This is a genomic window from Thiomicrorhabdus sp. Milos-T2 (assembly GCF_000702325.1).
Classification (GTDB): domain Bacteria; phylum Pseudomonadota; class Gammaproteobacteria; order Thiomicrospirales; family Thiomicrospiraceae; genus Thiomicrorhabdus.
The window spans coordinates 483,782-509,835 of sequence record NZ_KL370891.1 but is presented as its reverse complement, the minus strand read 5'-3'; the positions used below and the strand labels follow the sequence as shown (position 1 = coordinate 509,835).

24 protein-coding genes are annotated in these 26,054 nt (G+C 36.5%); 4 read left to right on the top strand and 20 right to left on the bottom strand.

Going from position 1 to position 26,054, the window contains the following annotated elements; genetic code table 11:
- Positions 1-12: 12 nt before the first annotated feature.
- Together BS34_RS0102195 and BS34_RS12120 are read left to right on the top strand one after the other, a co-directional pair.
- Positions 13-1,164: a PilT/PilU family type 4a pilus ATPase gene (locus BS34_RS0102195; protein ID WP_029406922.1), complete on the top strand. Its 1,152-nt coding sequence runs from the start codon at positions 13-15 to the stop codon at positions 1,162-1,164.
- Between the two features lie 9 nt (positions 1,165-1,173).
- A complete protein-coding gene (locus tag BS34_RS12120; RefSeq protein ID WP_084151544.1) occupies positions 1,174-2,160 on the top strand; it encodes a M14 family zinc carboxypeptidase in 987 nt (328 codons plus the stop codon).
- Between the two features lie 552 nt (positions 2,161-2,712).
- Here the strand turns inward: BS34_RS12120 and BS34_RS12115 are convergent.
- From BS34_RS12115 to uvrB, 3 genes are read right to left on the bottom strand one after another with little or no spacing between them, the layout of a single operon-like run.
- Complete coding sequence (locus BS34_RS12115) at positions 2,713-3,792, bottom strand: L,D-transpeptidase family protein (protein WP_158660959.1); 1,080 nt, start codon at positions 3,790-3,792, stop codon at positions 2,713-2,715.
- 34 nt (positions 3,793-3,826) lie between these two features.
- Positions 3,827-4,723 carry a L,D-transpeptidase Cds6 family protein gene (locus BS34_RS0102180; RefSeq protein WP_038126231.1) on the bottom strand — a complete coding sequence of 299 codons (897 nt, stop codon included), beginning with the start codon at positions 4,721-4,723 and terminating at the stop codon, positions 3,827-3,829.
- Between the two features lie 40 nt (positions 4,724-4,763).
- Positions 4,764-6,794: an excinuclease ABC subunit UvrB gene (gene uvrB / locus BS34_RS0102175; protein WP_029406918.1), complete on the bottom strand. Its 2,031-nt coding sequence runs from the start codon at positions 6,792-6,794 to the stop codon at positions 4,764-4,766.
- A gap of 176 nt (positions 6,795-6,970) precedes the next feature.
- On the opposite strand from uvrB, the gene BS34_RS0102170 reads away from it, so the two are divergent.
- Both BS34_RS0102170 and BS34_RS0102165 read left to right on the top strand, forming a co-directional pair.
- Entirely contained in the window at positions 6,971-8,152 is a 1,182-nt protein-coding gene (locus BS34_RS0102170; RefSeq protein WP_029406917.1) for a pyridoxal phosphate-dependent aminotransferase, read from the top strand.
- A gap of 280 nt (positions 8,153-8,432) precedes the next feature.
- Complete coding sequence (locus BS34_RS0102165; protein ID WP_029406916.1) at positions 8,433-9,383, top strand: IS110 family RNA-guided transposase; 951 nt, start codon at positions 8,433-8,435, stop codon at positions 9,381-9,383.
- Between the two features lie 116 nt (positions 9,384-9,499).
- On the opposite strand, the gene BS34_RS0102160 is transcribed toward BS34_RS0102165, so the two are convergent.
- The 17 genes from BS34_RS0102160 to BS34_RS0102075 form a co-directional block, all read right to left on the bottom strand.
- Positions 9,500-10,030, bottom strand: coding sequence for a Uma2 family endonuclease (locus BS34_RS0102160; protein WP_029406915.1), 531 nt, complete (start codon positions 10,028-10,030; stop codon positions 9,500-9,502).
- Positions 10,031-10,111: 81 nt separating this feature from the next.
- A complete protein-coding gene (locus BS34_RS0102155) occupies positions 10,112-11,053 on the bottom strand; it encodes a DNA ligase (protein ID WP_233993124.1) in 942 nt (313 codons plus the stop codon).
- 2 nt (positions 11,054-11,055) lie between these two features.
- Complete coding sequence (locus BS34_RS0102150) at positions 11,056-11,328, bottom strand: ComEA family DNA-binding protein (RefSeq protein ID WP_051640639.1); 273 nt, start codon at positions 11,326-11,328, stop codon at positions 11,056-11,058.
- Positions 11,329-11,522: 194 nt separating this feature from the next.
- Positions 11,523-12,686, bottom strand: a complete 1,164-nt coding sequence (locus tag BS34_RS0102145) for a type II toxin-antitoxin system HipA family toxin (protein ID WP_029406912.1) — start codon at positions 12,684-12,686, stop codon at positions 11,523-11,525.
- Complete coding sequence (locus BS34_RS0102140) at positions 12,676-12,918, bottom strand: helix-turn-helix transcriptional regulator (RefSeq protein WP_029406911.1); 243 nt, start codon at positions 12,916-12,918, stop codon at positions 12,676-12,678. The genes BS34_RS0102145 and BS34_RS0102140 overlap by 11 nt, the downstream gene beginning before the upstream one ends.
- Positions 12,919-13,507: 589 nt before the next feature.
- Entirely contained in the window at positions 13,508-15,385 is a 1,878-nt protein-coding gene (locus BS34_RS0102135) for a polysaccharide biosynthesis protein (RefSeq protein WP_029406910.1), read from the bottom strand.
- Entirely contained in the window at positions 15,385-15,945 is a 561-nt protein-coding gene (locus BS34_RS0102130) for a sugar transferase (protein ID WP_029406909.1), read from the bottom strand. Before BS34_RS0102130 ends, BS34_RS0102135 begins: the two co-directional genes overlap by 1 nt.
- A gap of 29 nt (positions 15,946-15,974) precedes the next feature.
- Positions 15,975-16,304, bottom strand: coding sequence for a nucleotidyltransferase domain-containing protein (locus BS34_RS0102125; RefSeq protein ID WP_029406908.1), 330 nt, complete (start codon positions 16,302-16,304; stop codon positions 15,975-15,977).
- Entirely contained in the window at positions 16,304-16,708 is a 405-nt protein-coding gene (locus BS34_RS0102120; RefSeq protein WP_029406907.1) for a nucleotidyltransferase substrate binding protein, read from the bottom strand. The genes BS34_RS0102125 and BS34_RS0102120 overlap by 1 nt, the downstream gene beginning before the upstream one ends.
- 442 nt (positions 16,709-17,150) lie before the next feature.
- Positions 17,151-18,137, bottom strand: coding sequence for a UDP-glucose 4-epimerase family protein (locus tag BS34_RS0102115; RefSeq protein WP_029406906.1), 987 nt, complete (start codon positions 18,135-18,137; stop codon positions 17,151-17,153).
- Positions 18,134-19,270, bottom strand: a complete 1,137-nt coding sequence (locus BS34_RS0102110; RefSeq protein ID WP_029406905.1) for a glycosyltransferase family 4 protein — start codon at positions 19,268-19,270, stop codon at positions 18,134-18,136. The genes BS34_RS0102115 and BS34_RS0102110 overlap by 4 nt, the downstream gene beginning before the upstream one ends.
- The gene (locus BS34_RS0102105) at positions 19,267-20,235 is read right to left on the bottom strand and encodes an NAD-dependent epimerase/dehydratase family protein (RefSeq protein WP_029406904.1); all 969 of its coding nucleotides are present in this window, start codon (positions 20,233-20,235) and stop codon (positions 19,267-19,269) included. Before BS34_RS0102105 ends, BS34_RS0102110 begins: the two co-directional genes overlap by 4 nt.
- 8 nt (positions 20,236-20,243) lie before the next feature.
- Positions 20,244-21,026 (bottom strand): glycosyltransferase family 2 protein, encoded by a 783-nt coding sequence (locus tag BS34_RS0102100; RefSeq protein WP_051640638.1) that lies wholly within the window; start codon positions 21,024-21,026, stop codon positions 20,244-20,246.
- Between the two features lie 8 nt (positions 21,027-21,034).
- Entirely contained in the window at positions 21,035-22,090 is a 1,056-nt protein-coding gene (locus BS34_RS0102095; RefSeq protein ID WP_051640637.1) for a glycosyltransferase family 2 protein, read from the bottom strand.
- A 346-nt stretch (positions 22,091-22,436) separates the two neighbouring features.
- On the bottom strand, positions 22,437-23,405 hold the full coding sequence (locus BS34_RS0102090; RefSeq protein ID WP_029406901.1) for a sulfotransferase family protein: 969 nt from the start codon (positions 23,403-23,405) through the stop codon (positions 22,437-22,439).
- The gene (locus tag BS34_RS0102085) at positions 23,402-24,331 is read right to left on the bottom strand and encodes a hypothetical protein (protein ID WP_029406900.1); all 930 of its coding nucleotides are present in this window, start codon (positions 24,329-24,331) and stop codon (positions 23,402-23,404) included. Before BS34_RS0102085 ends, BS34_RS0102090 begins: the two co-directional genes overlap by 4 nt.
- A 189-nt stretch (positions 24,332-24,520) precedes the next feature.
- Entirely contained in the window at positions 24,521-26,005 is a 1,485-nt protein-coding gene (locus tag BS34_RS0102075; protein WP_233993123.1) for a lipopolysaccharide biosynthesis protein, read from the bottom strand.
- Positions 26,006-26,054: the final 49 nt, after the last annotated feature.

Here is a 26,054-nt window from a genome sequence, read left to right as displayed (position 1 = left end):
AAGGATATTGCCATGGTTGATACAACACATCTTTCAGAGTTAGATAAATTATTAGTTTTTTTTACCAATAATGGAGGTTCTGACCTTTTCATTACCCCTGGCCGCCCAGCGACAATGAAAAAGGATGGAAAATTAATTTCACTTACTGAAGATAAAATCACCGCCGCTATGGCGGTTCAACTCTCTCATAAGATGATGAACCATGATCAATTGAGCACTTTTCAAAATACGCACGAAAGTAACTTTGCTTACCAAATTAGTGGTGTGGGTCGTTATCGTGTTAACGTTTTTATGCAACGTGGCACACCAGGCATGGTCATTCGTTCCGTTCATACCGATATTCCTGAATTTGATAAACTTAACCTACCTAGCATTATCAAAGAATCCATTATGGAAAAGCATGGTTTAGTGCTGATTGTTGGAGGAACCGGTTCTGGTAAATCAACCACCTTGGCCAGCTTAGTTGACGTAAGAAACTCCACTAAAGACGGACATATTATTACCATTGAAGACCCTATCGAATTTATCCATAGTCACAAAAAAAGCATAGTCACACAACGTGAAGTGGGGGTAGATACCGATAGTTACGAAAACGCACTAAAGAACACCTTACGACAAGCACCTGATGTTATTTTAATTGGTGAGATTCGTAGCCGAGAGACCATGGAACACGCGATTGCTTTTTCAGAAACCGGTCATTTATGTCTCTCTACTTTACACGCCAACAATACCAACCAAACCTTAGATCGTATTATTAACTTTTTCCCTGCCGACCACCGTGGGCATATCCTGCTAGATTTATCGCTCAACCTTAAAGCCGTGGTTTCACAAAGACTTATTCCTAAAATTGGTGGCGGACTGATTGCTGCAGTTGAAGTATTAATTAACTCTCCACGTATTTCAGAATTAATTTTTCATGGAAAAGTAAGTGAAATTAAACAAATCATGCATAATTCTGGCGCTTTAGGTATGCAAACTTTTGACCAAGCTCTGTTTGATCTATACGAAAATGGCTTAATTAACTATAAAGATGCACTACGTAACGCCGATTCAATGAATGATTTACGCCTTAATATCAAATTAAATAGTAAACTACCAACCCCAAACGATGACGATGGTGATTTATCATCAGAAGCCATTAAGTTTAGTTTAAAAGAAGAATAAAGTTTATCTATGTTTATAAAATTTTTAGGGTTAATCACCTTAACCATCTACCAGGCCTGGTCAATTAATGCGCTTGCCGCAAATAAAACTCATAACCACTCTACTGAAATACAAGCAGAGGATCCTGCTATTAAAGAGTTCTGTAAAGAATGGTCTCGAAAGTTACGCACCGTAAAATATCAAGGCTGCATGAAATTAGGTTTAGAAACCAGTGGTGCCAAAAGTGTAAAAGGTCGTGTATTAACACAGCGTCATTTCAAACCCGCTAAAGTCATCAAAGGGTCTCCTGAAGGTCGTATTTTGTTTATTAGTGGAATTCATGGTGATGAGTATTCCGCTATCAGCATGACTTACTTATGGATGCAAAACATGATTAAACACCAAAAGGAAAACCGCCAGCATTGGCTTTTTTATCCTTTAGTGAATCCAGATGGTCTTTTTAGAACCCCTGCTACTCGAATCAATGCCAATAACACCGATTTAAACCGCAACTTCCCCTCTCCAGATTGGGGTGAACTAGCAATTCGATACTGGAAAAAATATTATAAAAAGAATAAACGTCGCTATCCTGGTAAGGCAGCGAATTCGGAACCCGAAACACAGTGGTTAGTAAAAACTATAGAAGAGTTTAAGCCCGATGCCATTATTTCAGTACATGCGCCTTATGGATTATTAGATTATGATGGACCAGAACATGCAGTACCAAATAGAATTGGAGCTTTGAAACATAGAGAACTCGGTACTTATCCGGGCTCGTTGGGGCGTTATGCTGGTGAGTATTTGAATATTCCAGTACTCACCTTAGAACTACGATCTGCAGGCTCTATGCCAACCCAAAAAGAGATTTACAAAATGTGGAAAGACCTTGAACACTGGACTATTTCCAAAATTCAAGCTCAAAAAACCTCTGAAGCTAAGCAAGCCTTGAATCAAAAGCTTTCTGATAAAACGGTCATGAATAAGGTTACAAACACCAATAAACCTGATAAGCCTTAATTCATAAATTTTTAATTCATGACTGCTTTGTCAACTAATCGCTTTTTTAGTTTCACAAAATAAACAACCTAAGTTGTTCTATAGTTATTAAGATTCAACTAAGACCTTTACAAGGGTCTTTGATGTAAGAAAAAAATGAAAGGTTCTTTAGATGTAAAAGCTTAGGTTTAATCAGACAGCGATTGAGAAGCCTTTTTAAATATTACGCCTTTGTCTTAAATCCTGTTAAACAGGCTTCCCGTCACTTTTTGCAATTTGGCAAAAAGTAACCAAAAAACAAACCCCACTCCATAAATAGGCAAATTCTAAGCTTGTGAACTGAAAACGCTGAACTCGCTTCGCTCAAACAGCAGCGTTTTTTTACCGTTCACTACACTAAGAACCTTGCACCATTTATTACAAGGGGACTAATGGCGTTTGTCCAAGCTTCAATATTAAGCACCTCAGAAATAAAAAATAATTCTTAAACAAGCTATTGGGTGGGATTTTTAGGCTGAAGATAGAGAATTATAGCCTTTTTTAACTATTCATCGACCCTTGCAAAGGTTTCAATTACTTAGATGCAACCTGAATAGAGCCTTCTGATTGAACAACCACTTTCCAATCTCCATCTGGATCTCTTTGCCAAAATTGCTGAGTAAGCGTATTCTCAACTTTTCCTGGAAAGGTAATATAGTAGAGATTTTTTTCATTCGGGTATTTAAAAACACTAACCTTTTGCCAATCAACTTTTTCATGATTGTCTTGCAACCAAGTTTTTACATCCGCTAATAAAGATTCTTTAGTTTGCGAGACACCTAACGGCGCTTGCTTTTGATCGACAATCACAACCGGCGTTGAATAAGGCATACTATATTCTGATAGTAAACGTTTCATCGCCTTATTATTCAAGGCCACACAGCCACGACTCGCCTTAGGGGCTCTTGTATAGGTGTTACTAGGTACCCCATGCAACCAAATACCTGAACCGGTCTTACCATGAGATTTATCCCAAATATTAGGATAATTTAAAGGCAAAGCACCAACGCCGTATAAATCAGGAAGGGTATTGCCAGGAAGTAAATCGACTAAATGATAAACCCCAATCGGCGTTCTTTGATCACCTTCTCGTTGTTTCCCACTGCCTTTTTTACCCATAGTGACGTAATAATCAGCCACTCGAACCATTTGGCCTTTATCATTTTTATCATAGAGGTATAAACGGCTCTCTTGTAAAGAGACCAAAATAAGATTTTGTTGTGCGCTCTTGAGAACAAAATCATCAAACCCCGTTGAATGGTTTAAGCTCTCTTTTGAAAACTGCCAACGAACCTCTGCTTCATCCAGCAAAGTATTAACCGATTTAGCATGGTTTTGATGAACTTGTTTTACCAGTTTAAACTGACCCGCTTTAGCCGCCATCAGATCGGCTGTTAGTAATTGAGCAAGCTTATATTTTGGATTATGTTGTTGTAAATCGGTTACATTCGATAATGCCTTATCTAACTCTAAGCTATTGATAGCACTTAAGCTTGAAAGCAACTGTTTTTCGACTTTAACCACTTCATCAGCTTGAACAAGTGAAGCCTGAAAGCCTAAGCCGGTAAACAACAATGTTGTTAACAAATTTTTAACGCGATTCTTTGTTTTCATATATCTAATAACTGTAAGTGCATTAAGTTTTGGTTTAGTGACCATTATACATTACTACCTCTTGGACAATTTTCCACTGTCCATCATGCTTTTGCCAAAGTAAAACCTTGTAAACATCGTCCTTAAAACGGTCTGAATGATAACGTTGGTAAACTCGGGTTCTAACCATGGTAGATGAAATCGGAGTAATCTGAATTTTATCTAAAAACACTTTAATAAACTTGGGTTTTTGTAAATTACGATAACGGCTTTTTTTCCAAGTGTTAAAACTCATTCCGTCTTTAGGAATAAAAGCCTTTTCATCATAAAAACTAAGATAACCTGCGACATCTTGTGCCGACCAGGCCTGACGCCATTGTTCTAACCTGTTTTTCACCACTCTTACGGCATCTGCATTTTCAGCATCAATAATGACATTATTGGTAGGCAAGTGAGCTTGCTTAATATCAAAATATAACCATTTTCCTTGAGGTGAATTGACGGGTGTTTCTTTAAAAATTCGTTGATAAGCTTGTTGTGCATCATAAGCATAAAGTTGGTTAAGGTTTGCTAAAGTGGTGGAGACTTGGGCATCTGCCTGCAAAGCTTCATCTAATCGCTTTTTAGCTTCGGCATATTTTTTTTGTTTTATCAAAATAACGGCAATATTATTTTCTAATGCGCGTTTTAATTCGGGAATTAAATCCCCCGATTTATTCAAGCCTTCCCAAGTTGTCAAAGCACTATCTAATTGACCATTATGTGCAGCATCTAGTCCTTTTTGAAAGGTTTCAGCTTGTGCTGAAAGTTTTTTGTTATCGACCGCGTTAGCCTGAGAAGTTAGCGGCAAACATAGGGTGACCAGTAGAATCGGCAACCAAGCTTTGAGCTTAACAAAAGGCTTTATAGATGGCTTAACAAAAAAGAGTTGAATCATTGGAGATAAAAACATAAATATAAACTTGACCAAAAAATAAAAATAACGATGTATTTTAACGTAAATCACCTATACCAACCATATTACTTTTCAATGATTTAAGCTCATCACGTAAATGAGCTGCCGTTTCAAAATCTAACTCTTTAGCGGCTTTATACATTTGCTTTTCAACTTGTTTAATATGGCTTGCCATTTCTGCCGGTGTCATCGGTTTTTGAGTGTTATATTCTGCCGTATTTTGTGCCACTTTTTTATGATTACCAGGCCTGGTAGTTTTGGCTGCATAGGGTGAATCTTCTAGGATATCGCTTACTTTTTTATTGAGACCTTGTGGGGTAATTCCATTGTCTAGGTTGTATTGAATCTGCTTCGCTCTTCGTCGTTCGGTTTCATCGATGGCAGTTTTCATTGATTTGGTAATTTTATCGGCATACAAAATCGCTTTACCTTCAACATTACGTGCCGCTCGCCCTATTGTCTGAATGAGTGAACGCTCTGAACGTAAAAAACCTTCTTTATCGGCATCCAAAATGGCCACTAAGGCCACTTCTGGAATATCCAAACCTTCTCGCAATAAGTTAATCCCAATCAACACATCAAACTCACCCAAACGTAAATCACGAATAATCTCTATACGTTCTACTGTATCAATATCTGAGTGCATATAGCGCACACGCACATTGTGGTCTTCAAAATACTCAGTCAGGTTTTCAGCCATGCGTTTGGTTAAGGTCGTTACCAATATTCTTTGTCCTAAATCGGCACGCCATCTAATCTCACCCAATAAATCATCGACCTGAGTGGTGGCGGGTCTTACTTCAATAATAGGGTCTAATAACCCCGTTGGACGTACCACTTGCTCAACCATCGTAGAGCAATGCTCAGCCTCGTATTTAGCAGGTGTTGCTGATACAAAAATCGCTTGTGGCATGGCCCGTTCAAACTCTTCAAACATCATTGGGCGGTTATCTAAAGCCGACGGCAAGCGAAAACCATAACCAACTAAGTTCTCTTTTCTTGAGCGGTCACCTTTATACATCCCCCCAATTTGAGGAATGGTAACGTGACTTTCATCAATCACCAATAATGAATTTTTTGGGAAATAATCCATTAGAGTGGGTGGAGATTCACCAGCATTACGTCCAGATAAATAACGAGAATAGTTTTCAATCCCGGTGCAATAACCCAGTTCTACCATCATCTCTATATCTAATTTTGTTCGCTCTTCCAAACGCTGTGCTTCAACCAATTTACTCATTGACCTTAACTCTTCTAATCGGTCTTTAAGTTCAACCTTGACCTTTTCTACCATTTCTAAAACACGTTCGCGTGGTGTTACATAGTGCGATTTTGGGTAAACCGTTATACGCGTTGGTCTTGTCAAAACTTCTCCGGTTAAAGGGTCAAACCAAGCAATACTTTCAACTTCGTCATCAAACAATTCAATACGTACTGCATACTCTTCCGCTTCCGCAGGAAAGACGTCAATCACATCACCTCGCACCCTAAAAGTACCCCGCCACAATTCCACATCATTACGGTTGTATTGCATTGAGGTTAATCGCGTTAAAATATCACGTTGAGTAATTTTATCGCCTAGACGCAACTGCAAAATCATCTTGAGGTACATTTCAGGATCCCCCAAACCATAGATGGCTGAAACAGTGGCAATCAAAATAACATCTTCACGCTCAAGTAATGCTTTGGTGGCTGATAATCGCAACTGTTCAATTTGTTCATTAACGGATGAATCTTTAGAAATATAGGTATCAGAAGCGGGAACATAAGCTTCGGGCTGGTAATAGTCATAATATGAAACAAAATATTCCACCGCATTATTCGGAAAAAAACTCTTCATTTCACCATATAACTGCGCCGCTAAGGTTTTGTTATGAGCCAAAATAATCGTAGGACGTTGTACTGTTTTAATCACGTTAGCAATGGTAAATGTTTTGCCAGACCCCGTTACTCCTAATAGGGTCTGATAGGCTTCTCCATCCTGAATTCCTTCAACCAATTCCGCTATTGCCGTTGGCTGATCGCCATTTGGTTCGTACGGTGAAACTAATTCAAACGCTTTTGACACATTTTTTCCTTTAAAAATACCTATAACTTCCAGTAGAATGAAGAGAATAACTAACTTTTTGAGCAGAACATACTCGTTCTTCAATCAGCTGCGTTGTTCAAATGGCAACTTTCACTCATTTTTACAACTAAGCTTTGTATTATACCTGCTCAAAACTCTGTGGAGAAACCCAATCAATGGCCAAATTATCTGATCGTGTCAAACGTGTCCAACCTTCGCTTACCCTGGTAATCACCGCAAAAACTCAAGAACTAAAACGTGCTGGTAAAGATATTATTAGCCTAGGGGCTGGTGAACCTGATTTTGACACGCCAGATCATATTAAGGCGGCTGGGATTGCGGCAATTCAAAATGGTCAAACTCGTTATACAGCAGTCGATGGTACCGCAGATTTAAAAGAAGCCATTCAAGCAAAATTTAAGCGCGATAATGGCCTAAATTATGAAATGAATCAAATCCTAGTCTCTTCGGGTGGTAAACAAAGTTTTTACAACCTTTGCCAGGCGGCTTTAAATGATGGGGATGAAGTCATTATTCCTGCTCCTTATTGGGTCTCTTATCCCGATATGGCTTTATTGGGTGGTGGCGAACCCGTGATTATTGAAGCGGGGATTGAACAAGGTTTTAAAATAACCGCTACTCAGCTAGAGTCAGCTATCACCCCTAAAACAAAAATGCTAGTTTTAAACAGCCCTTCTAACCCAACTGGAGCGGTGTATTCTGCTGATGAGTTAAAGGCTATTAGTGATGTGTTAATGAATCACCCTAATATTATTATTGCCTCTGATGATATGTATGAACACATTATGCTAAGTGATGCCACGTTCACTAATATCTTAGAAGTCTGTCCAGAGCTATATGACCGAACTATAGTAATGAATGGCGTTTCTAAGGCTTATTCAATGACAGGTTGGCGAATTGGTTATGCAGGTGGACCGGTAGAGTTAATTGCCGGCATGCGTAAGGTTCAATCACAAAGCACCTCTAACCCTTGTTCAATTTCGCAAGCGGCGGCAGTTGAAGCTTTAAATGGTCCACAAGAATGTATTCAAACTATGTTGATTGAGTTTAAAAAACGTCATTTATATGTGGTTGAGCGTATCAATGCTTTACCTGGTTTTAAATGTATTCATGCAGACGGGGCATTTTATGCATTTATGGACATCTCAGAAGCGATGCAGATGAAAAGCTATCAAACCGATGCTGACTTTGTAGCTGACATTTTAGAACAACAATTAGTTGCTGCCGTTCCAGGTTCAGCTTTTGGTGCAGATAAACATATGCGTTTTTCTTTTGCAACCAGCATGGAAAACTTAATTAATGCACTTGACCGTGTTGAAGCATTTATGAAAGCTTAATCATTAATAAATAACCAGGCCTTATATGTTGAAAGTGTTCTCCAGAAGTGGAGAATTTATTAAGGACGCTTAGTAAAGGGATAAAGAGATCTTGCTACCAGGCCAATGACACCCAGAGTGATCCAGGTTATCAGATTAAGACCTTTATCCCCACACACTATAAACTGAACGGTATCTTAGGCAGGACAAGACTCCTAGCCTGTATTCATAAGGTTAGTACAGCCATAGTGTGAACTTACTAAACGAAATTAAATCCTAGCATAAAATAGGTATTTCGAACATGAAAATATACATCGGCATAGACATCAGTAAAGACACCTTTGACGTGGCGGTTTCAACTCAAAAGCAAAGTGTCACTTTTAATAACACCCCAGCGGGGTTTAAAAAGTTTATCAAGTGGCTTAGTGTTTTTGATTCTCCACACATCGCAATGGAAGCCACAGGCAAATACTATTTAGGATTAGCCTTGTATCTTTATGAACAAGAATACCCTGTGTATGTGATCAACCCATTTAAAATCAAACATTATGCTCAATCCAAACTAAAGCGTGTTAAAACAGACAGTGAAGATGCTAAGCTCATCGCAGATTTTTGTGAAGTACACAAACTCAAACCTTGGCAGCCTGACAGTCCGATTATCGCTAAGCTACAAGAGTTCTCAGCACTTCAATCCTTGTTAATTCAAACAAAAACCCGCATTAAAAACCAAATGCAAAGTTTGACAGAAAAAGAAGTACAGAAAATTCAAAAAGCTCAGATTAAACAGTTAGAAAAGCAGATTGAAAAGATTCAATCCCAAATGAAAGGCTGCGTTCAACAGGATGTTGAATTGGCTAAGCAGATGGCATTATTAACGTCCATTAAAGGACTGGGTGAAAAAACAGCGATTGAACTCATCACTCATATCAAAGACATTTATCGTTTTGATAATGCAAAGGCCTTAGCCTGTTACTCTGGTCTTGTTCCACAAATACAGCAATCGGGTAGTAGTTTAAATCGCTCATCGCTTTCAAAAATGGGCAATGCAAATTTAAGGAAGTGTCTCTACATGCCTGCGGTAAATAGTATTGCATACAACCCTGTCTTAAAATCCTTTGCAGACAATCTGAGAAAAAGAGGGGTTGCAGGTAAGAAGATAGTTGCCGCGGTAATGCGCAAATTAATTCATCTGGTTTATGCTATTCTGAAGAGTGGTAAACCCTTTGATCCAGAATATAAGATTGGTGCTTGACTATGAAAATCAAACACGGTATCTGGTAAGTTTTAGAAATTCTTTATAATCACTTTACCAGGCCTGGCTATTAAATATTTACCAAAAAACTTATCATAAATATCCATTCAAAATGTCTAATCACGCCATATCTGGCCAAAATTGATACTTAAGTCACACTCTTTAATCTTAAAATCAAACTGCTCATTACTAAAATCGGCTTCTTTGATAAAACGCCCTTCATGCAGACGATAAACCTTAGCTACTTTTTCTTCTGGATAGGCCAAAATATAAAATTTCACCCCTTCTTGTTGATAAAGTTCAAATTTAGTTAATTCATCACGCTTTGCAGATGTAGGCGAAACAATTTCAACAATTAACTCAGGCGTTTTAGTTAGTTTTTCACCCTGAATATTGCAAGCAATTAAGATATCTGGACGAACCACAGTATCATCAGAACTCTGCCAGTCTACTTCAGCCAAAACCTCGCAATTATCACAAGGTTTTAAAGCTTGATCCATTTGCAACATAATATATTTTTCTATTCGTTGATGAGAGATACTCGGTGATGGAGCCATTGCATAAGGTGCTCCATAAATAAGCTCCCAGTCCCCTTCCCATAATTGGTAATCTCTAACGGTGTAATGTTCGCTATAAGCTAAAGCCATAATTAAACCTCTTGTAAGTTTTTTATTATCATACACTTAATGAGTGATTTGCACGAGATGGTTGCACGAATAAAATAAATCTTACGGTCTAGCTAAACGCTCTCTTAAAAAAACAGGAAAACGTGGTAAACCTTTTTGCGTCAAACCCATGTACTGAAAAGTAATCACACTGCCAATTTTAGGGGGATGTAATCTTTGTTTATTGGTTAAACCGCTCCCTACTTTAATAATCTGTTGCTTCGCTGGATTCAACTTTATAAACAATCTTTCTATCTGCTCGGGTATCAGTTCGCATTCAACGGCCCCTACCAGGCCTGTAAATTTACCCTGACCTTTTGTGTAAGACTTAACAATACACTCTGCATCTTGTTTTTGTTTGATTTTTAAAGCCGTTGATAAACGTCCTGTTTGATAAATCGTAGTGGGGTTTCTAACCACCAAACCTTCACCACCTATTGCCAATATTTGCTTAAGCCTTATCTTCACATCTTGATTAGACTGAATCTTTTTTTGTTCTATGATTTTAATAAATGAATTGGCATTATGCTTTAGAAAAGACCTTAATACCGAGAGTCTTTCTAACAAACCGCCTTTTTGATTGGGTACTTCAAAAATATTATAGGTAATCTGTTTCCAACGATTATCAGGCATTTTTTGACGAACAATCGATACGGTTTCTTGAAACTTACCTCTTGCCAACCAGAGTTCACCGTCTAACTCAAACGGTGGAAAGTTTTGAGTAAACCATTTTGGCGTATTAAAAATATTGCCTTGTCGACTTATTAGATGCTTGCCGTCCCAATAAGCACGAACTCCATCAAGTTTCTCACTCATCACCCAACCCGAAACATCCAGGCCTGGTTGATAAGTTTTTAACAACATTAATTGTGGTTTTTCTTTTGCTAATACTGGCTGTAAATAGAAAACACTCAATAGTAGAACCATAAAAACCAAAAAACCTGGTTTATTGACCAGGTCTTTATGGTTGCTTTGCAATTCTGACACTTTCGAAAAGTGCTGCATTATTATTTGTCTTTAAAGCGTAAATCAGCTGAAATTTTAGTAAGCGTCTTCTCACCAATGCCTTTAACCTCTAAAAGATCTTCTGGCTTAGAGCAGTTCATCTTTTTGCAATGCTCAGATATCGCCATGGCTTTAGCAGGCCCAACACCAGAAAGTGCTGAAGAAATCTCGTCAACAGAGGCAGAATTAACATTAACAGGGCTTGCAGAGACAGAAAAACTTAAAATTGATAAAACACTAAACAAAAAGACGAAAATACGATTTTTAATTACCATGCCATTCTCCAAAATTATGATTCATTAAACTAAGCCATTGAATTGATTCAAAGACAAAAATTAAGATAACATAACCCAGAAGATAAATTAAGCACTATTTACACCTAGATAAGATTTAAACACGTCAAATAAGTATAAAATCAATTTTGTGTTAAGCATTAATATGCGAATTCAAGATATGTTTGTGCAAGAGTTTACCTTAATGCCTTTACTGCAATTTCTTTAAGATGCATGAGTATTTTAACTTTATCATGCTCACACTCAGAACTTAGTCGTTGATTAACTTTAAGTAATAAAGCTTTTATACCCGTTAAGCATTCTTCAAAATGTTCTAAAGCCTGCTTATTACTTAAGCTACAGGAGTCTATACCAAATCGTATCAATTTATCTTTAGCATGCCAACGCTTAGAACCAAATAACGTTAAAGCAGGTATATCGTTTTTAATGTAAGCCGTGGTACTCACAACATCATACGCTGGGGCAATTTCAATTTGATTGATATTTAAATAATAAACACCAAAGTTTTTAAGATGCGCATCTCCATTTTGTAATAAGTTATTCATCACAATCATCTTATAAAGCTGTGTTAATGATTTTAGCCTAAGATGACTAGAGCTAAATAATCGAAGACTCTTAGCAACTTGCTCATAACTCCCTTTATACTTATCATCCCTTTGTTTCGCTTGAAGCACACACATATCTTCAAAACCAAGCGGAGTACCATCATCTTGAATATCAAAACGTTTCATAATAAAAAACTGATCATCGTCAGATAGATAAAACTCTGGAACCACAATTCCCGCTTCTTTAACTGCAAACATACACAAGTATTCATTTAATGCTAAGTGTGGATAGTCATTCCCCCAGGTTTTAACTATGTAATCCTCCAGTTTTAAAGAGGCTTTGTCCTCCACTTTAGCAAGCACTTTTGGTTGAACGCCACTCAAAGGAGAATTCAAGGCAAATCTACTGACAAGTTCATCAAATAATTGAGGTGTATTGGGGTGTAAGAGATCTTCTAAATAAAAAGGGATCGAACTTGGAGAATCTTTTGAGTGATATTCAACCCTTCCTAGAATACTGCCAGATAACAGTGTTAGAAGACCAAAGTCATCTGTGTCGGTTATTTTGGCAAAATGTTTTTTGATAATCGAAAGCAAATAGCCTTCAGGCAAGTGCATCTCGAATATAGGGTGCAATTGAGTATTGACATAACTTTTCTCTCTTACAGGCATGGTCAAAGATACAAACTGCTCTGAATGACAGTTTGACAAGTAATTAAAAACAACCTCTGATTCGGTTTTAACGAGCTTTCCAGCAACCGAATCTAAAACAACAACATCTAATTTATTGCTCATTTTTCAACTCATCAAAAGTAGGAAAATGCGTTTTTTGTTTAAAACAAAGCTCTTGATCAAAGTATTCTAAGATTTTAATCACCTTACGAATACCAATATCAATTGAACGACCTTTTTCTAAAGCATTAATAGTCGCACGAGAAACCCCTACAGCATCTGCCAGTGCTTGCTGAGAAAGCGATTTAGATTTTCGTAGAGCAACTAACTCCACCCCAAGTTCTAGATAAGTCATAGCACTTCAATATGTATAAAATATAATACAAAATATCTTAAAAAATACAAAATGTAAAGTATTTAATACATTTATAAATAGAGATCGTAGGATAAAACTGACAATTAATCAAAAAGTGATTAAATATTTATCATCAGAAGTAACATTTGAGACCTTTGCAAGAATTGTGATTTAAAAAAACAGCGCAATAATCCATAACCAACGTCATACTACATAATCTGACCAAAGCCATGGATTGCCACGTCGCTACGCTCCTCGCAATGACGAATCTAAATGTTCTTAATAAAATCGATCGTCATTGCGAAACGAAGAACTCGGCTGTAGAGACGAGAACAACGCGAAGCAATCCATGGTTAAAGAGGAAAAGGTAACTCCAAAATCAAAGACTTGAACCTATAGACAGACAATCCATTGTGAGCCCTGTATTGCCACTATCTTCGACCTCGCAATGACTAAACTACATATTCCTAATATAATCGCCCTTCTTTGCGAAACGAAGAACTCGGCTGTAGAGACGAGAACAAAGCGAAGCAATCCATGGTTAGAAAAGAAATCCACAATCAAAGATCTGAACCAATAGTATGAGAGACTACTGAATAAAATCTACAATACCTGATGAATGTTTAAAACCAGAAACTAACTGCTCTAACTTTTTAGACACAATATTATATTCATGGTTTTCTAAAAGCTTAGAAATCGAATCCAATTCCAATTTTAACGATTGATAATCAAGATAATCTTCATGAGCCTTCATAATTCTAGGGTGATCTGTACCATCAACATTTTCACCAATTAATAACTCTTCAAACAACTTCTCACCTGGACGCAATCCAGTGTATTGAATTTCAATATCGCCATGGCCTTCAGTATCTATAATTTCTAACCCAGAAAGTTTAATCAATTTTTCTGCCAAATCCGCTATTTTAACCGGCTCGCCCATATCTAAAACAAACACATCACCACCAACCCCCATAGAACCTGCTTGAATCACCAAAGAGGCGGCTTCTGGAATGGTCATAAAATAACGCGTAATCTCTTTATGAGTTACGGTTACAGGGCCACCATTCGCAATTTGTTGTTTAAATAATGGAATAACGGAACCAGAAGAACCCAGAACATTACCAAACCTCACCATAACAAAACGAGTATTAGGATATTCATCCTGCAATGCTTGCAAACTTAACTCAGCCAAGCGTTTACTTGCTCCCATAAAATTAGTAGGGCGTACCGCTTTATCTGTAGAGACTAATACAAAGTTTTTAACTGCATTTTCTGCGGCTACTTCGGCAACCGTTAAAGTACCAAAGCTATTATTGTAAATACCTTCAGTAATATTATGTTCGACTAAAGGTACATGTTTATAAGCTGCTGCATGATAAATTGTTTCAACTTGATATTGTTTAACCAGATTTTCTAACTTAATTTTATTTTTAACATCGCCTAATATCGAAATTAACTCTATCTGTTGATTTGATTTTGCGATAAGTTGAATAAGTTCCTGCTGAATCGAGTACAAAGCGAATTCACTCAACTCAAAAATAATTAATTTTTTCGGCAGTTGTCGTAAAATTTTTCTAGAAAGTTCTGAACCAATAGAGCCACCGCCCCCAGTCACCATAACGACTTTATCTGTTATACATTGGCTTAAAAGGTTATCTTGTGCAGGAACGGCATCTCTTCCTAAAAGATCCTCAATACTCACTTCTCTAACATCAGAAAAAGAGACTTTTCCATCAACAATTTCTTCCATACTTGGCAATGTAGAAACTTTAATAGGAAAAGGTGCTAACCAATTCAACACTCCTTTTCGCTGTTTAGCATTCATCCCCGGTGTTGCAAGCAATATCTCTTTTACTTGAAAACGCTCAACTAACTCTTGTAAATCCGTACGTTGATAAACCTTAATCGCACCAATTTTTTGATGATGTAAACTCTTATCATCATCAATAAATGCCACCACTTTTTTATGAGAAACACCAGAAAGAGCCTGCATTAATTGACGACCGGCATCACCAGCTCCAAAAATCACAATAGAATCAGATTGCTCACTAGTGCCATTTAATCTGAGTAAGAACCAACGAATAATTAAACGTGAACCGGTTATGTACAATATCGCCATTAACCAGGCAATAATTAATGCAGAACGTGGATAAGCCAAATCCAACATTAAAATCGCTGTTGACCAAATCAAAAAACTTAAAGATACTGCCGTGAATACGGTAAACATAAAACGGTGTGTAATGTAGCGAACAACGGCTCGGTAAAGACCTAAACGAATAAAGACAGGTAACGCTAAAAACGGCAAAATAACAATGGATAAAGCAAATTGCTGTGGAATATCAATTGCTCCTAATCGAAGCCATACTGCGATTAAAGAAATTAAAATAAGGCTTACAAAATCCGTGGCAACAGAAATTACTCTTTTTTGCCAACGCGGTAATGGAACTAACCAATCTAAACTAAACATCAGTGCGACACTCCATCACGCTTAACAACCTTTAAAAAAGTAAGCCAAATAATATAAATATCAAACCAAAAACCTTGCTTAGACATATATTCAACATCTAAAGCGACTTTTTCAGGAATTGGCAATTCATCACGACCATTAACCTGCGCCCAACCTGTTAAACCAGGCACCAATTTATCCACACCCTCTTGGGTTCTAAGTTCAATTAAATCATCCTGATTAAACAACGCAGGTCTGGGGCCTACAAAACTCATATCGCCCTTCAAAATACACCAAAGTTGCGGCAACTCATCTAAACTAGATTTACGTAAAAAGTTGCCAATGGGCGTCAAAACACTTTTAGGATCTTGTAAAAGATGGGTTGCGACGGCAGGCGTATCAATCTTCATGCTTCTAAATTTTGGCATTTTAAAAATAGAATTATTTATACCGACACGATCAGACCAATATAGCATGGGCCCTTTAGAGGTAAGCTTAACCATTATTGCTACAATAATCGAAGGGATTAAAAGAATGCTTAAGGCGAATAAAGCCAATAAAATATCAAAGATTTTTTTCAAGATTAAATCCTGGTTGTATTTTTAGAGAACTATGCAAAACTTTGACTGCTTTTAATATAATCAATATCATAAAAAACTTGACCGACTCGCTGAATATGTTCAATCAAATCTTGTGATTCAATTTGCTCAAAAATAGAAATATCCATTAAATAAGGTGTATTTAATTCATCTAAATCAACAAGTACTCGGCTCAAAATCGCATTATCAATGGCATTACCAATAAGTGTCAAATCTATATCAGAACCAGGCCGATAATTCCCTTTAGCACGTGAACCATAAATAATAACTTGTTTAATTGCAGGATAACCTGCAAACACTTGCCGAATCCAAAATATGGTTTGATCAGACAAACCAAACATTACAAAAATGCCTGCATTTTTTCTGCAAACTGTTGAAAAGCCTTTTCATAATGTTTTTGTACCTTTGCAAACTCTTGTTCCAAAACACGCTCATCATACGTATGCACAGTTCGGTTTCGACTTTCAACCATATCCATCCACACCTGACCATCAACAATAAGCCCCAAAGAAAACGCCAATCGGCTTGCTGAACGAGAACCCGTAATACCCTGGTGGCCCTCATACTCCAAATAGTCTTTCATCACTTTCCAAGCCAGTTCATGAGTAAATTCAAATCTTTGCAAAATGCCTTCCTTGATAAGCGATTCAGCAGTTTTATCATGAGCTGATAAAGCCGAAGACAATTGACCTAATGCTTTTAAATAATTTTGATATCGCTGCTTCCAGCGAATGTCTTCACTCATAAATAATTCCTTATCAAACCTGAATACCATAACGTAACCAAAACTATTGAACCCACGTCACGTCACGTACACCCAAAAGCTGTCATCCTCTGGCTTGACCAGAGGATCTCACATTACAAACAAAAGATTATCCAGTCAACCTGGATAATGACGGAATAGTTTTATAATGTCGCCTTGTTATCATTCCAGCAAAGTACTCAGTTGTAGAGCCAAAAACCAAATTATTATTCATTACGAAACGAATAACTAGGCTGCAGAGACGAGAACAAAGCGACGTAACCCATAGTCAACGTCTTACTAGATACTCTGCCGGGTGCAATGGATTGCCACGTCGCCTCGTAGTAACGAATCGATATCCACACAATAGCACACCAGGCCTGGTATGCCCATCCGCAATTTTTTTTGGGATGCATGTATTTATTAACTTCGTGTTTTCTCGTCTCTACAGCCGAGTTCTTCGTTTCGTGTCTTCGTGATTGTTTTTAAATGACTCAGCGGTTTTCTTTAGTTGCTCATCCATAGTGGTAACAGGTTTCCAATCAAGTAAAACACGAGCTTTAGAACTATCTACTTGCAAAGATCCAAACAGCCGATTGGCCACAACACCTTTACCCAATAACTTAGCCATAAAAATCATTAACCCAACAGGTATGGGAAGCAATCTAGCTTTTTTATTAAACGCTTTAGCTACTTTTTGTAATAACTGAGTCGTAGAAACATCCTCACCATCCGAAATCAAAAAAACCTGATTCGCCGCTTTTGGTGACTTTTCTCTATCGGCACATAAAGCAATAAAATCAACCAAGTTATCTAAAGCCACTAAAGAACGTTTATTGTGAACTGCACCAAATGGCAAAGGTACTCCCTTATTAACCCAATTCATCATAGAAGCAAAATTAGCCTTAACACCAGGTCCATAAACTAATGGAGGTCGAATAATCACCACTTCCATACCTGTCTCTTCAGCAATTTTCAATAAGCCCTGTTCAGCCTCATATTTAGATAATCCATAAGGATTGGTAGGAATATATTTATCATCAGGCAAAAAAGAATTACCAGGCCTGGTAAATTCACCATTCACCTTAATCGAACTCAAAAACACAAACCGTTTAACACCAGCTTTAGATGCTTGACGAGCCAAGTTTACAGTAACATCAGTGTTTAATTGTCGATAAGCAACTAACGAACTTTTAGGGTCATCATTCATCATGTGAACGCGAGCGGCTAAATGAATTACAACCTCTTGATTATGCAAGACATCGAAAAAACCCACCATAGTAGACAAATCACCAATCACCACATCTGCATGGGCATTTAATAATTCTAAAGGCTGTCTAAGAATCGCGGTAATGTTACTGTTGTCAGATTGTAATTGCTTAACAAGTGCTTGACCAACAAACCCTGTTGCACCAGTTATTAAATAATTCATTGTATTTGGGCACCTAATAACCGTGTATATTCATCTATTACCAACTGATTTACATAATCAGCAGAAAAGTCTTTATAAGCTCTTTCTCTAGCATTATTACCAAGTCTTTCCACTTCTACTTTATCATCTATTAAAAACTGCATTGCCTTAGATAAATCATCAACATTCTTAGGCTCTACTAATATGCCTGTTTTATTATTTTCAATAGCATCACTTAAACCATATATATTTGATCCAATAGTTGGAACACCCATTGCAGCAGCTTCTATGACTGTTGTTCCAAAACCTTCTCGATAACTTGGTAAAACCATAACATCAGCAAGTTCATAGAATTCTTCAGGGTTAGGTGAAAAATCAAAAAATAACAGATTATCTGCTTTGGAAGCTTTAACTTCACTAATAAAACCCTCTAAAGTCTCCTCCAGAGGGCCTACTAAAAGCAAACAAAATTTGGAATTTGTATCACTGAGATTTTCGAATGCATGAATTAGTTCGATAACTCCTTTATCTTTAGTAAGCCTACCTAAAAATAAAAAAACAAAAACATCTTCCTCAATACCATATTTTCTTCTTGAATTTACACAACCATCCAAAGTGGGCTTAAATCTACTTAAATTCACGCCAGCCAAAGAGCCTTTTCCTAAACAACTAATTTGATTAGGCAAGGCAATTTTTTGCTGAATTAAAAAATCCATTTGACTTGGACTATCTGCATAAACATGAGTATTAAGCTTAACAACCAATTTATCCAGGCTTTTCAATAATACTCTTTTAAAGCCTGAAGACTCCGCCCATGCTTGTCCGGTAAATGTATGAAGTCTGACAGGCGTTCTGGCAAAAAAGCCTGATAAAGCCGTTAAAAGTCCGGCTTTTGGCGTAGTTGAATGCACAACTTGAAAACAATCTTTTCTGAATAGACTGTAGAGTTTAATGCATGAAAGCAAATCAGAAATCGGTGCAATGGGTCGTTTAATTTTCACAACATGATGATTTATGCCATCGAGGGTCAATTGTCCTTCTGAGCAAGCCACAGAAACATCGTATCCAGCAATTCTTATTGATTTTATTTGACTTTCTAGCTGCGTATTTACAAAAAAAGGCACCGTAGATACTCTACAAATTTTAATACTCATTTTTCATAAACCTGACAAATATGATCTTCAACATTCTTAGCGGGATAAAAATCCAGCTGTTTTTGTATTTTTGAATTTGAATAATGAATTTGAGAAGATAGATAGCGAACTCTACTTTGCGTCAACGGAAATGATGGACTAAACTTCTCTAAAATTTTGGTTATAAAAAAAACAAATCTACGAGGAAACCTAATAAAAGGTTTTTTAACCTTAAAACAATCAGCAATCCCATTAATTAATTCTTTTTGACTACAATCATTAGAAACAATAAACACTTGGTTTTTGGACTCTAGCTTCTTTTGAATGCAAAGCAGAATGGACTGAGCAACATCTTCAACATGAATGTAATTAACGATCGAGTTTTGCTTTCCAGTATAGAAAAAAACACCTTTTTTAACTAACACCCCTAACTGGCGTAAAGAATTATTTTTCATATCAGGTCCAAAAACAATCGTCGGTCTAATGATAGTATATGAACCATCGCAATCTAAACCATCTAACCTCTTCTGAATATATATATCAGCTCGTGCTTTGGTAACTTCATACATACCATGTGGAACGAGCTGGGACTCTTCTGTAATCATAGTCTTATGGCCATGACTTTCTTCAACAGCTCCATAACAACCCACACTACTCAGTTGAATCAATCGAATTTTTAAATTATTGTTGACTATACAATCTACAAGACTTTGAACTAGCTTATAATTGACAGACTCCATAAGATCTTCATCAACAACCTCACCCACACAATTAATAATAAAGTCATAACCAGAAATCAAACTTCTAAAATCTATTTTAGGATTTAATAGATCACATTCTATATAACTTAAATTAGTTTGAGTTCTCAAAGACGTATTATCTTTATTTCTGGTAACACAGGTAATTGAAAGATGGTCATGTACAACCAAAACATCCAATAAAGCCTTTCCTACAAAACCACTCGAACCGAATAAAATAACTTTCATAATATATGCTAATGCCTAATTGCTAAGTAAGCCTTTACTCTTCTCAAAAAATATAAAATTTTGGCAAGAATCGGAGTATATTCTCTTTGAATTTGATACATTTCTTTAGTGCCAAGAGCATAATCAGCAGAAATTCCTCCCTCTCTCATGGTGCTATAAATAACATTAGCATGCTGCCATTGAATATTCATATTATGTGCACGAAGAATCCAATCATAATCTGAAGCAATTTTCAGATCGGTTCTATATAAACCAACTTTTTCATAAACTCTTTTTCGCACAATCATTCCAGGATGAAATACTGACATGGTGTACTTTAACTTATCAATATTAGACTCGTAGGTATAATCCCCTGTTAGAGTTTGAAAATTTCCGTTTGTTAACAGTACATCAGTTTTTAAAGAGACCACACTCAATGCTTCAGACAAAGCATCATCCATCAAAAAATCATCTGCATTGACTAATGAAATAAACTCACCTGAACTCAATAATATGGCTTTATTCATTGCATCATAAATACCATTATCTGATTCACTCACCCAGTAATCTATCTGTTGTTCATAGTACTTGATAATATCTAAGGTACGGTCGGTAGAACCGCCATCAACAATAATGTATTCAACATTTGGCCATGATTGCTTGAGCACACTTTTGATGGTGTCTTCTATATGCTCTTCACCGTTAAAAACTACTGTAATAATCGTTATTAAAGAGAATTCAAAAGAGTCACTTTTAGCTTTACCCAAAGTACGAAGACCACCCTTATGTATATTTAAATTTGTATCTGTCACGAACAGCCTTACTTAAACTTTGGTATTTTAAACACTGAATCAACTTGTCCTTTCGCTACACAATCATCACCATACTTTTTTCTCAACCAGTCAGATTCAATTTTAAGAATTGCCTCATCACGAATTGCAAGCATTAGAATAGCTTTAATCTTAAACAGAAAAAAAACTCTAGCGTTATTGAAGATAAATTTGAAGTTTGCTAAACTCCAAATCCCAAAATACTTTTTATTAATCCTATAAGCCTCAATCATCGACTTTTTCATGTTAGATTGACTTGCTCCTTCTACTCTAAAAAAAAGGCCTATGGATTCATTCTTAAAGAATTCTACTCCACTTATATACATTCTTAGTAAATATTCATAGTCCGAAGCCAAAGAATATTTTAAACAGTAAATACCAAATTTTTCATAAACATCCTTGCTAATAAACATCGTTTGATGACAAATAGACATATTTTTTTCAAAGTTCTGGATTGGTTTTACTATTATGGCTAAATCTAGATGCTCATAAACATTTACATAATTGGAATACAGAACAACATTATTATTTGGAACTTCATTACTAAAAATATCATTTAGATAGTCCTGACCATAATAGTCTCCAGAATTTAGAAGGTTAATATAATCACCCTTTGACAGTGTTATCCCCTTATTCATTGCATCATAGATACCTAGATCTTGTTCAGAAACCCAGTAATCAATAGCATGTTCGTATTTACGGATAATATCAAGAGTACCATCAGAGGATCCGCCATCGATAATGATGTACTCAACATTATCGTAGGTTTGGTTAATGACACTAAGAATGGTTTCTTCTAGAAATTGTTCGCCGTTGTAAACAACCGTAACAATAGTGATAAGAGGCTTATCTTTTTCACTTTTTTTGAAGTAGCCTTGAGTACGCAAACCACCCTCGCCTTGACGCCCTTCGCCTTCTGGTAAAAAAACTACGGTTTCAAATTTGTCTTCTGGCTTATGTGTTGCTTTTATTTCTGCGTTGACTAAGTTTGCGTCCACCTTCTGCATACAGCGTGTGGTGCTATAATTTTTATTAAGATCTGTCATAGAGTCAATCTTTTATATTTATTTAGATACCTAACTTCATTAGGCTTAACAAGTATGCTTATTCAGGACCTACCAGGCCTGGTAATTTTTTAATTCAAAACGTCTTTATAAAGCTGGATGTACTTTTGTACAACCACTTTACTATCAAATTCACGCAATACTTTCTCACGATCATTCTGGCATAGCTCATGAGAACAGGAAGTATTTAGAATCCAATCAATACCTGCTTGCAAAGCCTTAAACTTCAAACGTTCTAGCTATATATATTTTCTTCTTTTCCTATCAGCTACTAACATGCCAGACTCATAGTCTAAAAAATATGTAACTAACTGGTCACAATGAACGGTCATGATAAATACCTACTTCTTACCCATTTCTTTGTGGCCTTACCCAAAAATATGTTGAGATTAAAATAACGCACAAAAACTGAATAAAGGACATCGATTCTATCCGATAGAAATTTAGATTGTTTGGCTGGTATATCTTCTATCTCATCAATCAGTTCTTTCTTGTTATAACCTTGAGCCAAGAGAACAGAATCTTCAATATTTTTAAAATAGTTCAATGCTAATTTTTTTCTATACTTTGTAGCAAATGTTAGCTTCCATTTATCAATAGAACCCGTGCTAACCGACTTGTAGTCGTGAACACCCTTTGGATCCCCCATTCGTCCTTTTGTGTCTTGGTTTGCAAAAGACTCAAGCATCTGCACGTCAAATTCTATATCGAGATATTGGCAGATTTTCTCTACATGCATAGCTGGATCCGATACAAATTGCTCATACTGAATAGCTAGTGCTTTGTCACCGAGTAACTGAAAGCCATCAGATAAAGCTTTAGGCCCTAAATTTAAATCACGTTCAAAATGGTACATTTTACGAAATGTTCCATTACTCCATGTTTGCATCATTGAGCTCATTACATGAATAGGATTACGAAATAAAAATATAAACTTAGCATCAGGAAACGCTTTAAATATTTCTGGAATAATTAAATAATATCTGGGTGTTTTGTCCAGAAAATAAATTTCATTGTTTTTACATTGCTTTTGGTAAAGAGTGCTCGCAAAGTCACCAAGTGCTTCATAATAATCAGTCTCCTTATTGGGCAAGTTATCAATAAAGTCCTCTATCGCAGAAAATGACACGTTATGACTGTATTCAGTTAAAACGCCATTTGGTTTGTAAGCATAACTAAACGGAAGCATTATCCAAGGTTCGGCTACGCTAGCTATTTGAGAGTGCGACATCAAAACACGTTGGAGTAAAGTTGAACCAGAACGAGGTAAAGAGAATAGGAATATAGGAGACTTCATTTAATTTTATCTTTTAGTGATTTTAAGAGAGGATAAATACCGGCCTTTCTAGAAAGCTCGGTCAACTGACTTTTTAAACTACCACTTCTGAACTTAAAATTTGCCTTTCTAATTTGTTCGTTTACTTTAGGTTTTTTTTCAAATACAAAACCCTCAGTCTTGCCCCATAACTTCATATGATGAAATTTACTACTTTTTCCACAATGTTCACCACTACCATCATGTCCAATATTTTGAACAAGAGAATAGCGAGGGTAAACGGTATACTGAGAGTTCAACAACTGATGATACATACACCTTACATCGCCTGCTTGCAATGAACCTACCGCCTCTTTTTGTGCCATTCTCATTACATCACTACCAGCAACATGCATTCTTTTATGTCTCGAAACTTGTTCAAATTCAGCTTTATCAATAGGACGATTAATCACATCAAGGGTTCTTCGATACAGCCCCATCCCCCAAGCACAATTTCGTGGCAACACAAAAAAATCCTTATTATATGTATTTATTATTCTTATAGGCGGACAATATCCGGTAATACTTAATATTCCTTCATCATTCTCATAAAAATCCAAAGCATCATTCATGAACCGTAAAAAACCTGGAGCCGTGACAATATCCTCTTCTAGAAAAATCATTTTTCCACAAATTCTAAGAACATCGTCCATGCCAGAGCGGTTATTAACAACACGATTATTCATCGTTCGTTCAAAAACAGTAATATTTCGAAATCCAGCTACGCCTTTTAAATAATCACGCACGTTGGCTACTTTTGCTTCATCGCCTGATTTTGGTGCATCTGAAAAGAAATAAATGTCGCTGTCTTTCGCTAAATCATTTTTTTGTAGCGACTCAACTGTTTTCTTAAGATGTTCAAGACGTGAATATACTGAAATGCCAATTGGTGCCAATTCTATACTCAAACAACCTTACCTCTCATAAATCCTAAAACCTCTTTGTATGCGGTTAAGTCGTAAGAACATTCGCCACAGAAAAAAACGCCTCCAACAGCATCTTCGCAAAGAGGCCAATTCCCATCCCATTGATACATGGCATGGTATTCAAACCATTAAAGCAGCCGCAACCCCACATATCTCAACAAAATAAATACCTCATGAAATATCAACCTTCTTTTTAAATTTTTTCTCTAATAGATCTTTGATCAATTCAAAAGCATGCAGTCTAAGTAAATATGCACCCAAAAAATATAAGGAAAAAGCTAACACACTAAAACTAATCAGTTCGACAACTGGTATGCAATCCAATTCCAATTGTAAAAAATAAATTATCCCTGCAATCAAACCCGAAAGGACCAGGCCTGGTAAAAAATCTTTGAACTGATCATAAATGGTATAGTCAATCAATCTTTTCGTAAAGTAAGTATTTATAAAATAACCCAAAACAGACTGAACAATTTGTCCAATAAGAACCCCTATTATTCCATAGTCTATGGATATAAATAAAATAAGGGCTAGCAATGTTTTTTTTGCAATTTCTAACAACAAAAAAAGATCAGACCGCCCTAATACTTTAAGAATATTTAAGTTGATAGAATGCAATGGAATCAGCAGAGACGCTATAATCATTAATTGCAGGTACAAATTGGCTTCATTCCATTTATCTGGTAGAAACATCTCAAAGATCAATGGAGATAGTGCGGCAAAAAACAAAAAAACTGGAAAAAGTAAAAAGGTCATAACTTTGACCAATTTTTTGTATGAAGCTTTAAGCTGAACTAGATCATCTTGCTTAGTTGAAAGTGCTGGGTAAGTCACATTTTGAATAGCCATAACAAGCTGCATAACGACCATTTCTTTTATTCTATCTGCAAAAAAGTACAGGCCAGCAGTAGCAATACTGAAAACTTTAGCAATAACGATAATATATAGACTATTAAAAACTGTATCGATAACACTGGACAAAAAAAGTTTGTAACCAAAGTGATACATTTCTACCAACGACTGCTTGGAAAACTCTAATGTTGGCCTCCAGAGTCTTTGCATCCACAAGAATATAGATATTAAAAGTACAGAAGCAAGCATCTGACTGATTAAAGCCCAGACACCAAAATCTAAATAGGCTAAAACAATTGCTAAAATACCAGACAAAATCGAAGCTGGTAAATTTGCCTTTAACTGGGCTTTAAAATTCAACTCTCGACTGAGAGTGGCAACTTGAACCGTTTGGAACGAACTGAACAGAATAGCCAGACTAACAACACGAATCAGATCAATCAGTCTAGGCTCTTGATAAAACTGAGCGATGAGAGGTGCTGAGACAAAAAGTAACACATAAGCGACTAACCCCAAAAAAATATTGGCATAAAACGCAGTTGCAAAGTCTTTTTGATTCGGGGTTTTCAAACGGATTAATGCTTGTTTAAGGCCTGAATCCATCAAGGTTGTACCTAATGCTAAGAACACTGTAAGCATCGCTACTAGGCCAAAATCCTCTGGTGACAAAAAATAGGCAAGCAACAGAGTAACAAGTACTTGGACTCCCCGTCTACTGACTAGCTCTGCCATATTCCAGAGGATACCCGTGGTTGTTTTTAAAGTTAAGCTCATTTGTACCTTGGTTAAATCTTGCTTTTGCAATTATTGTTCGACACTGTTAATTGTTTTATAATTTTTTTACAAACCAAAA

Excerpts from the sequence above, each read along its gene's own strand:
- BS34_RS12120 (WP_084151544.1), top strand. The coding sequence starts at position 1,174 with ATGTTTATAAAATTTTTAGGGTTAATCACCTTAACCATCTACCAGGCC.
- BS34_RS0102145 (WP_029406912.1), bottom strand. The coding sequence starts at position 12,686 with ATGAGCAATAAATTAGATGTTGTTGTTTTAGATTCGGTTGCTGGAAAG.
- BS34_RS0102120 (WP_029406907.1), bottom strand. The coding sequence starts at position 16,708 with ATGAGTGAAGACATTCGCTGGAAGCAGCGATATCAAAATTATTTAAAA.
- BS34_RS0102165 (WP_029406916.1), top strand. The coding sequence starts at position 8,433 with ATGAAAATATACATCGGCATAGACATCAGTAAAGACACCTTTGACGTG.
- BS34_RS0102125 (WP_029406908.1), bottom strand. The coding sequence starts at position 16,304 with ATGTTTGGTTTGTCTGATCAAACCATATTTTGGATTCGGCAAGTGTTT.
- BS34_RS0102095 (WP_051640637.1), bottom strand. The coding sequence starts at position 22,090 with ATGACAGATCTTAATAAAAATTATAGCACCACACGCTGTATGCAGAAG.
- BS34_RS0102195 (WP_029406922.1), top strand. The coding sequence starts at position 13 with ATGGTTGATACAACACATCTTTCAGAGTTAGATAAATTATTAGTTTTT.
- BS34_RS0102135 (WP_029406910.1), bottom strand. The coding sequence starts at position 15,385 with ATGTTTAGTTTAGATTGGTTAGTTCCATTACCGCGTTGGCAAAAAAGA.
- BS34_RS0102090 (WP_029406901.1), bottom strand. The coding sequence starts at position 23,405 with ATGAAGTCTCCTATATTCCTATTCTCTTTACCTCGTTCTGGTTCAACT.
- BS34_RS0102155 (WP_233993124.1), bottom strand. The coding sequence starts at position 11,053 with ATGCAGCACTTTTCGAAAGTGTCAGAATTGCAAAGCAACCATAAAGAC.
- BS34_RS0102110 (WP_029406905.1), bottom strand. The coding sequence starts at position 19,270 with ATGAGTATTAAAATTTGTAGAGTATCTACGGTGCCTTTTTTTGTAAAT.
- BS34_RS0102150 (WP_051640639.1), bottom strand. The coding sequence starts at position 11,328 with ATGGTAATTAAAAATCGTATTTTCGTCTTTTTGTTTAGTGTTTTATCA.
- BS34_RS12115 (WP_158660959.1), bottom strand. The coding sequence starts at position 3,792 with ATGAAAACAAAGAATCGCGTTAAAAATTTGTTAACAACATTGTTGTTT.
- BS34_RS0102140 (WP_029406911.1), bottom strand. The coding sequence starts at position 12,918 with ATGACTTATCTAGAACTTGGGGTGGAGTTAGTTGCTCTACGAAAATCT.
- BS34_RS0102105 (WP_029406904.1), bottom strand. The coding sequence starts at position 20,235 with ATGAAAGTTATTTTATTCGGTTCGAGTGGTTTTGTAGGAAAGGCTTTA.
- BS34_RS0102170 (WP_029406917.1), top strand. The coding sequence starts at position 6,971 with ATGGCCAAATTATCTGATCGTGTCAAACGTGTCCAACCTTCGCTTACC.
- BS34_RS0102160 (WP_029406915.1), bottom strand. The coding sequence starts at position 10,030 with ATGGCTTTAGCTTATAGCGAACATTACACCGTTAGAGATTACCAATTA.
- BS34_RS0102180 (WP_038126231.1), bottom strand. The coding sequence starts at position 4,723 with ATGTTTTTATCTCCAATGATTCAACTCTTTTTTGTTAAGCCATCTATA.
- BS34_RS0102115 (WP_029406906.1), bottom strand. The coding sequence starts at position 18,137 with ATGAATTATTTAATAACTGGTGCAACAGGGTTTGTTGGTCAAGCACTT.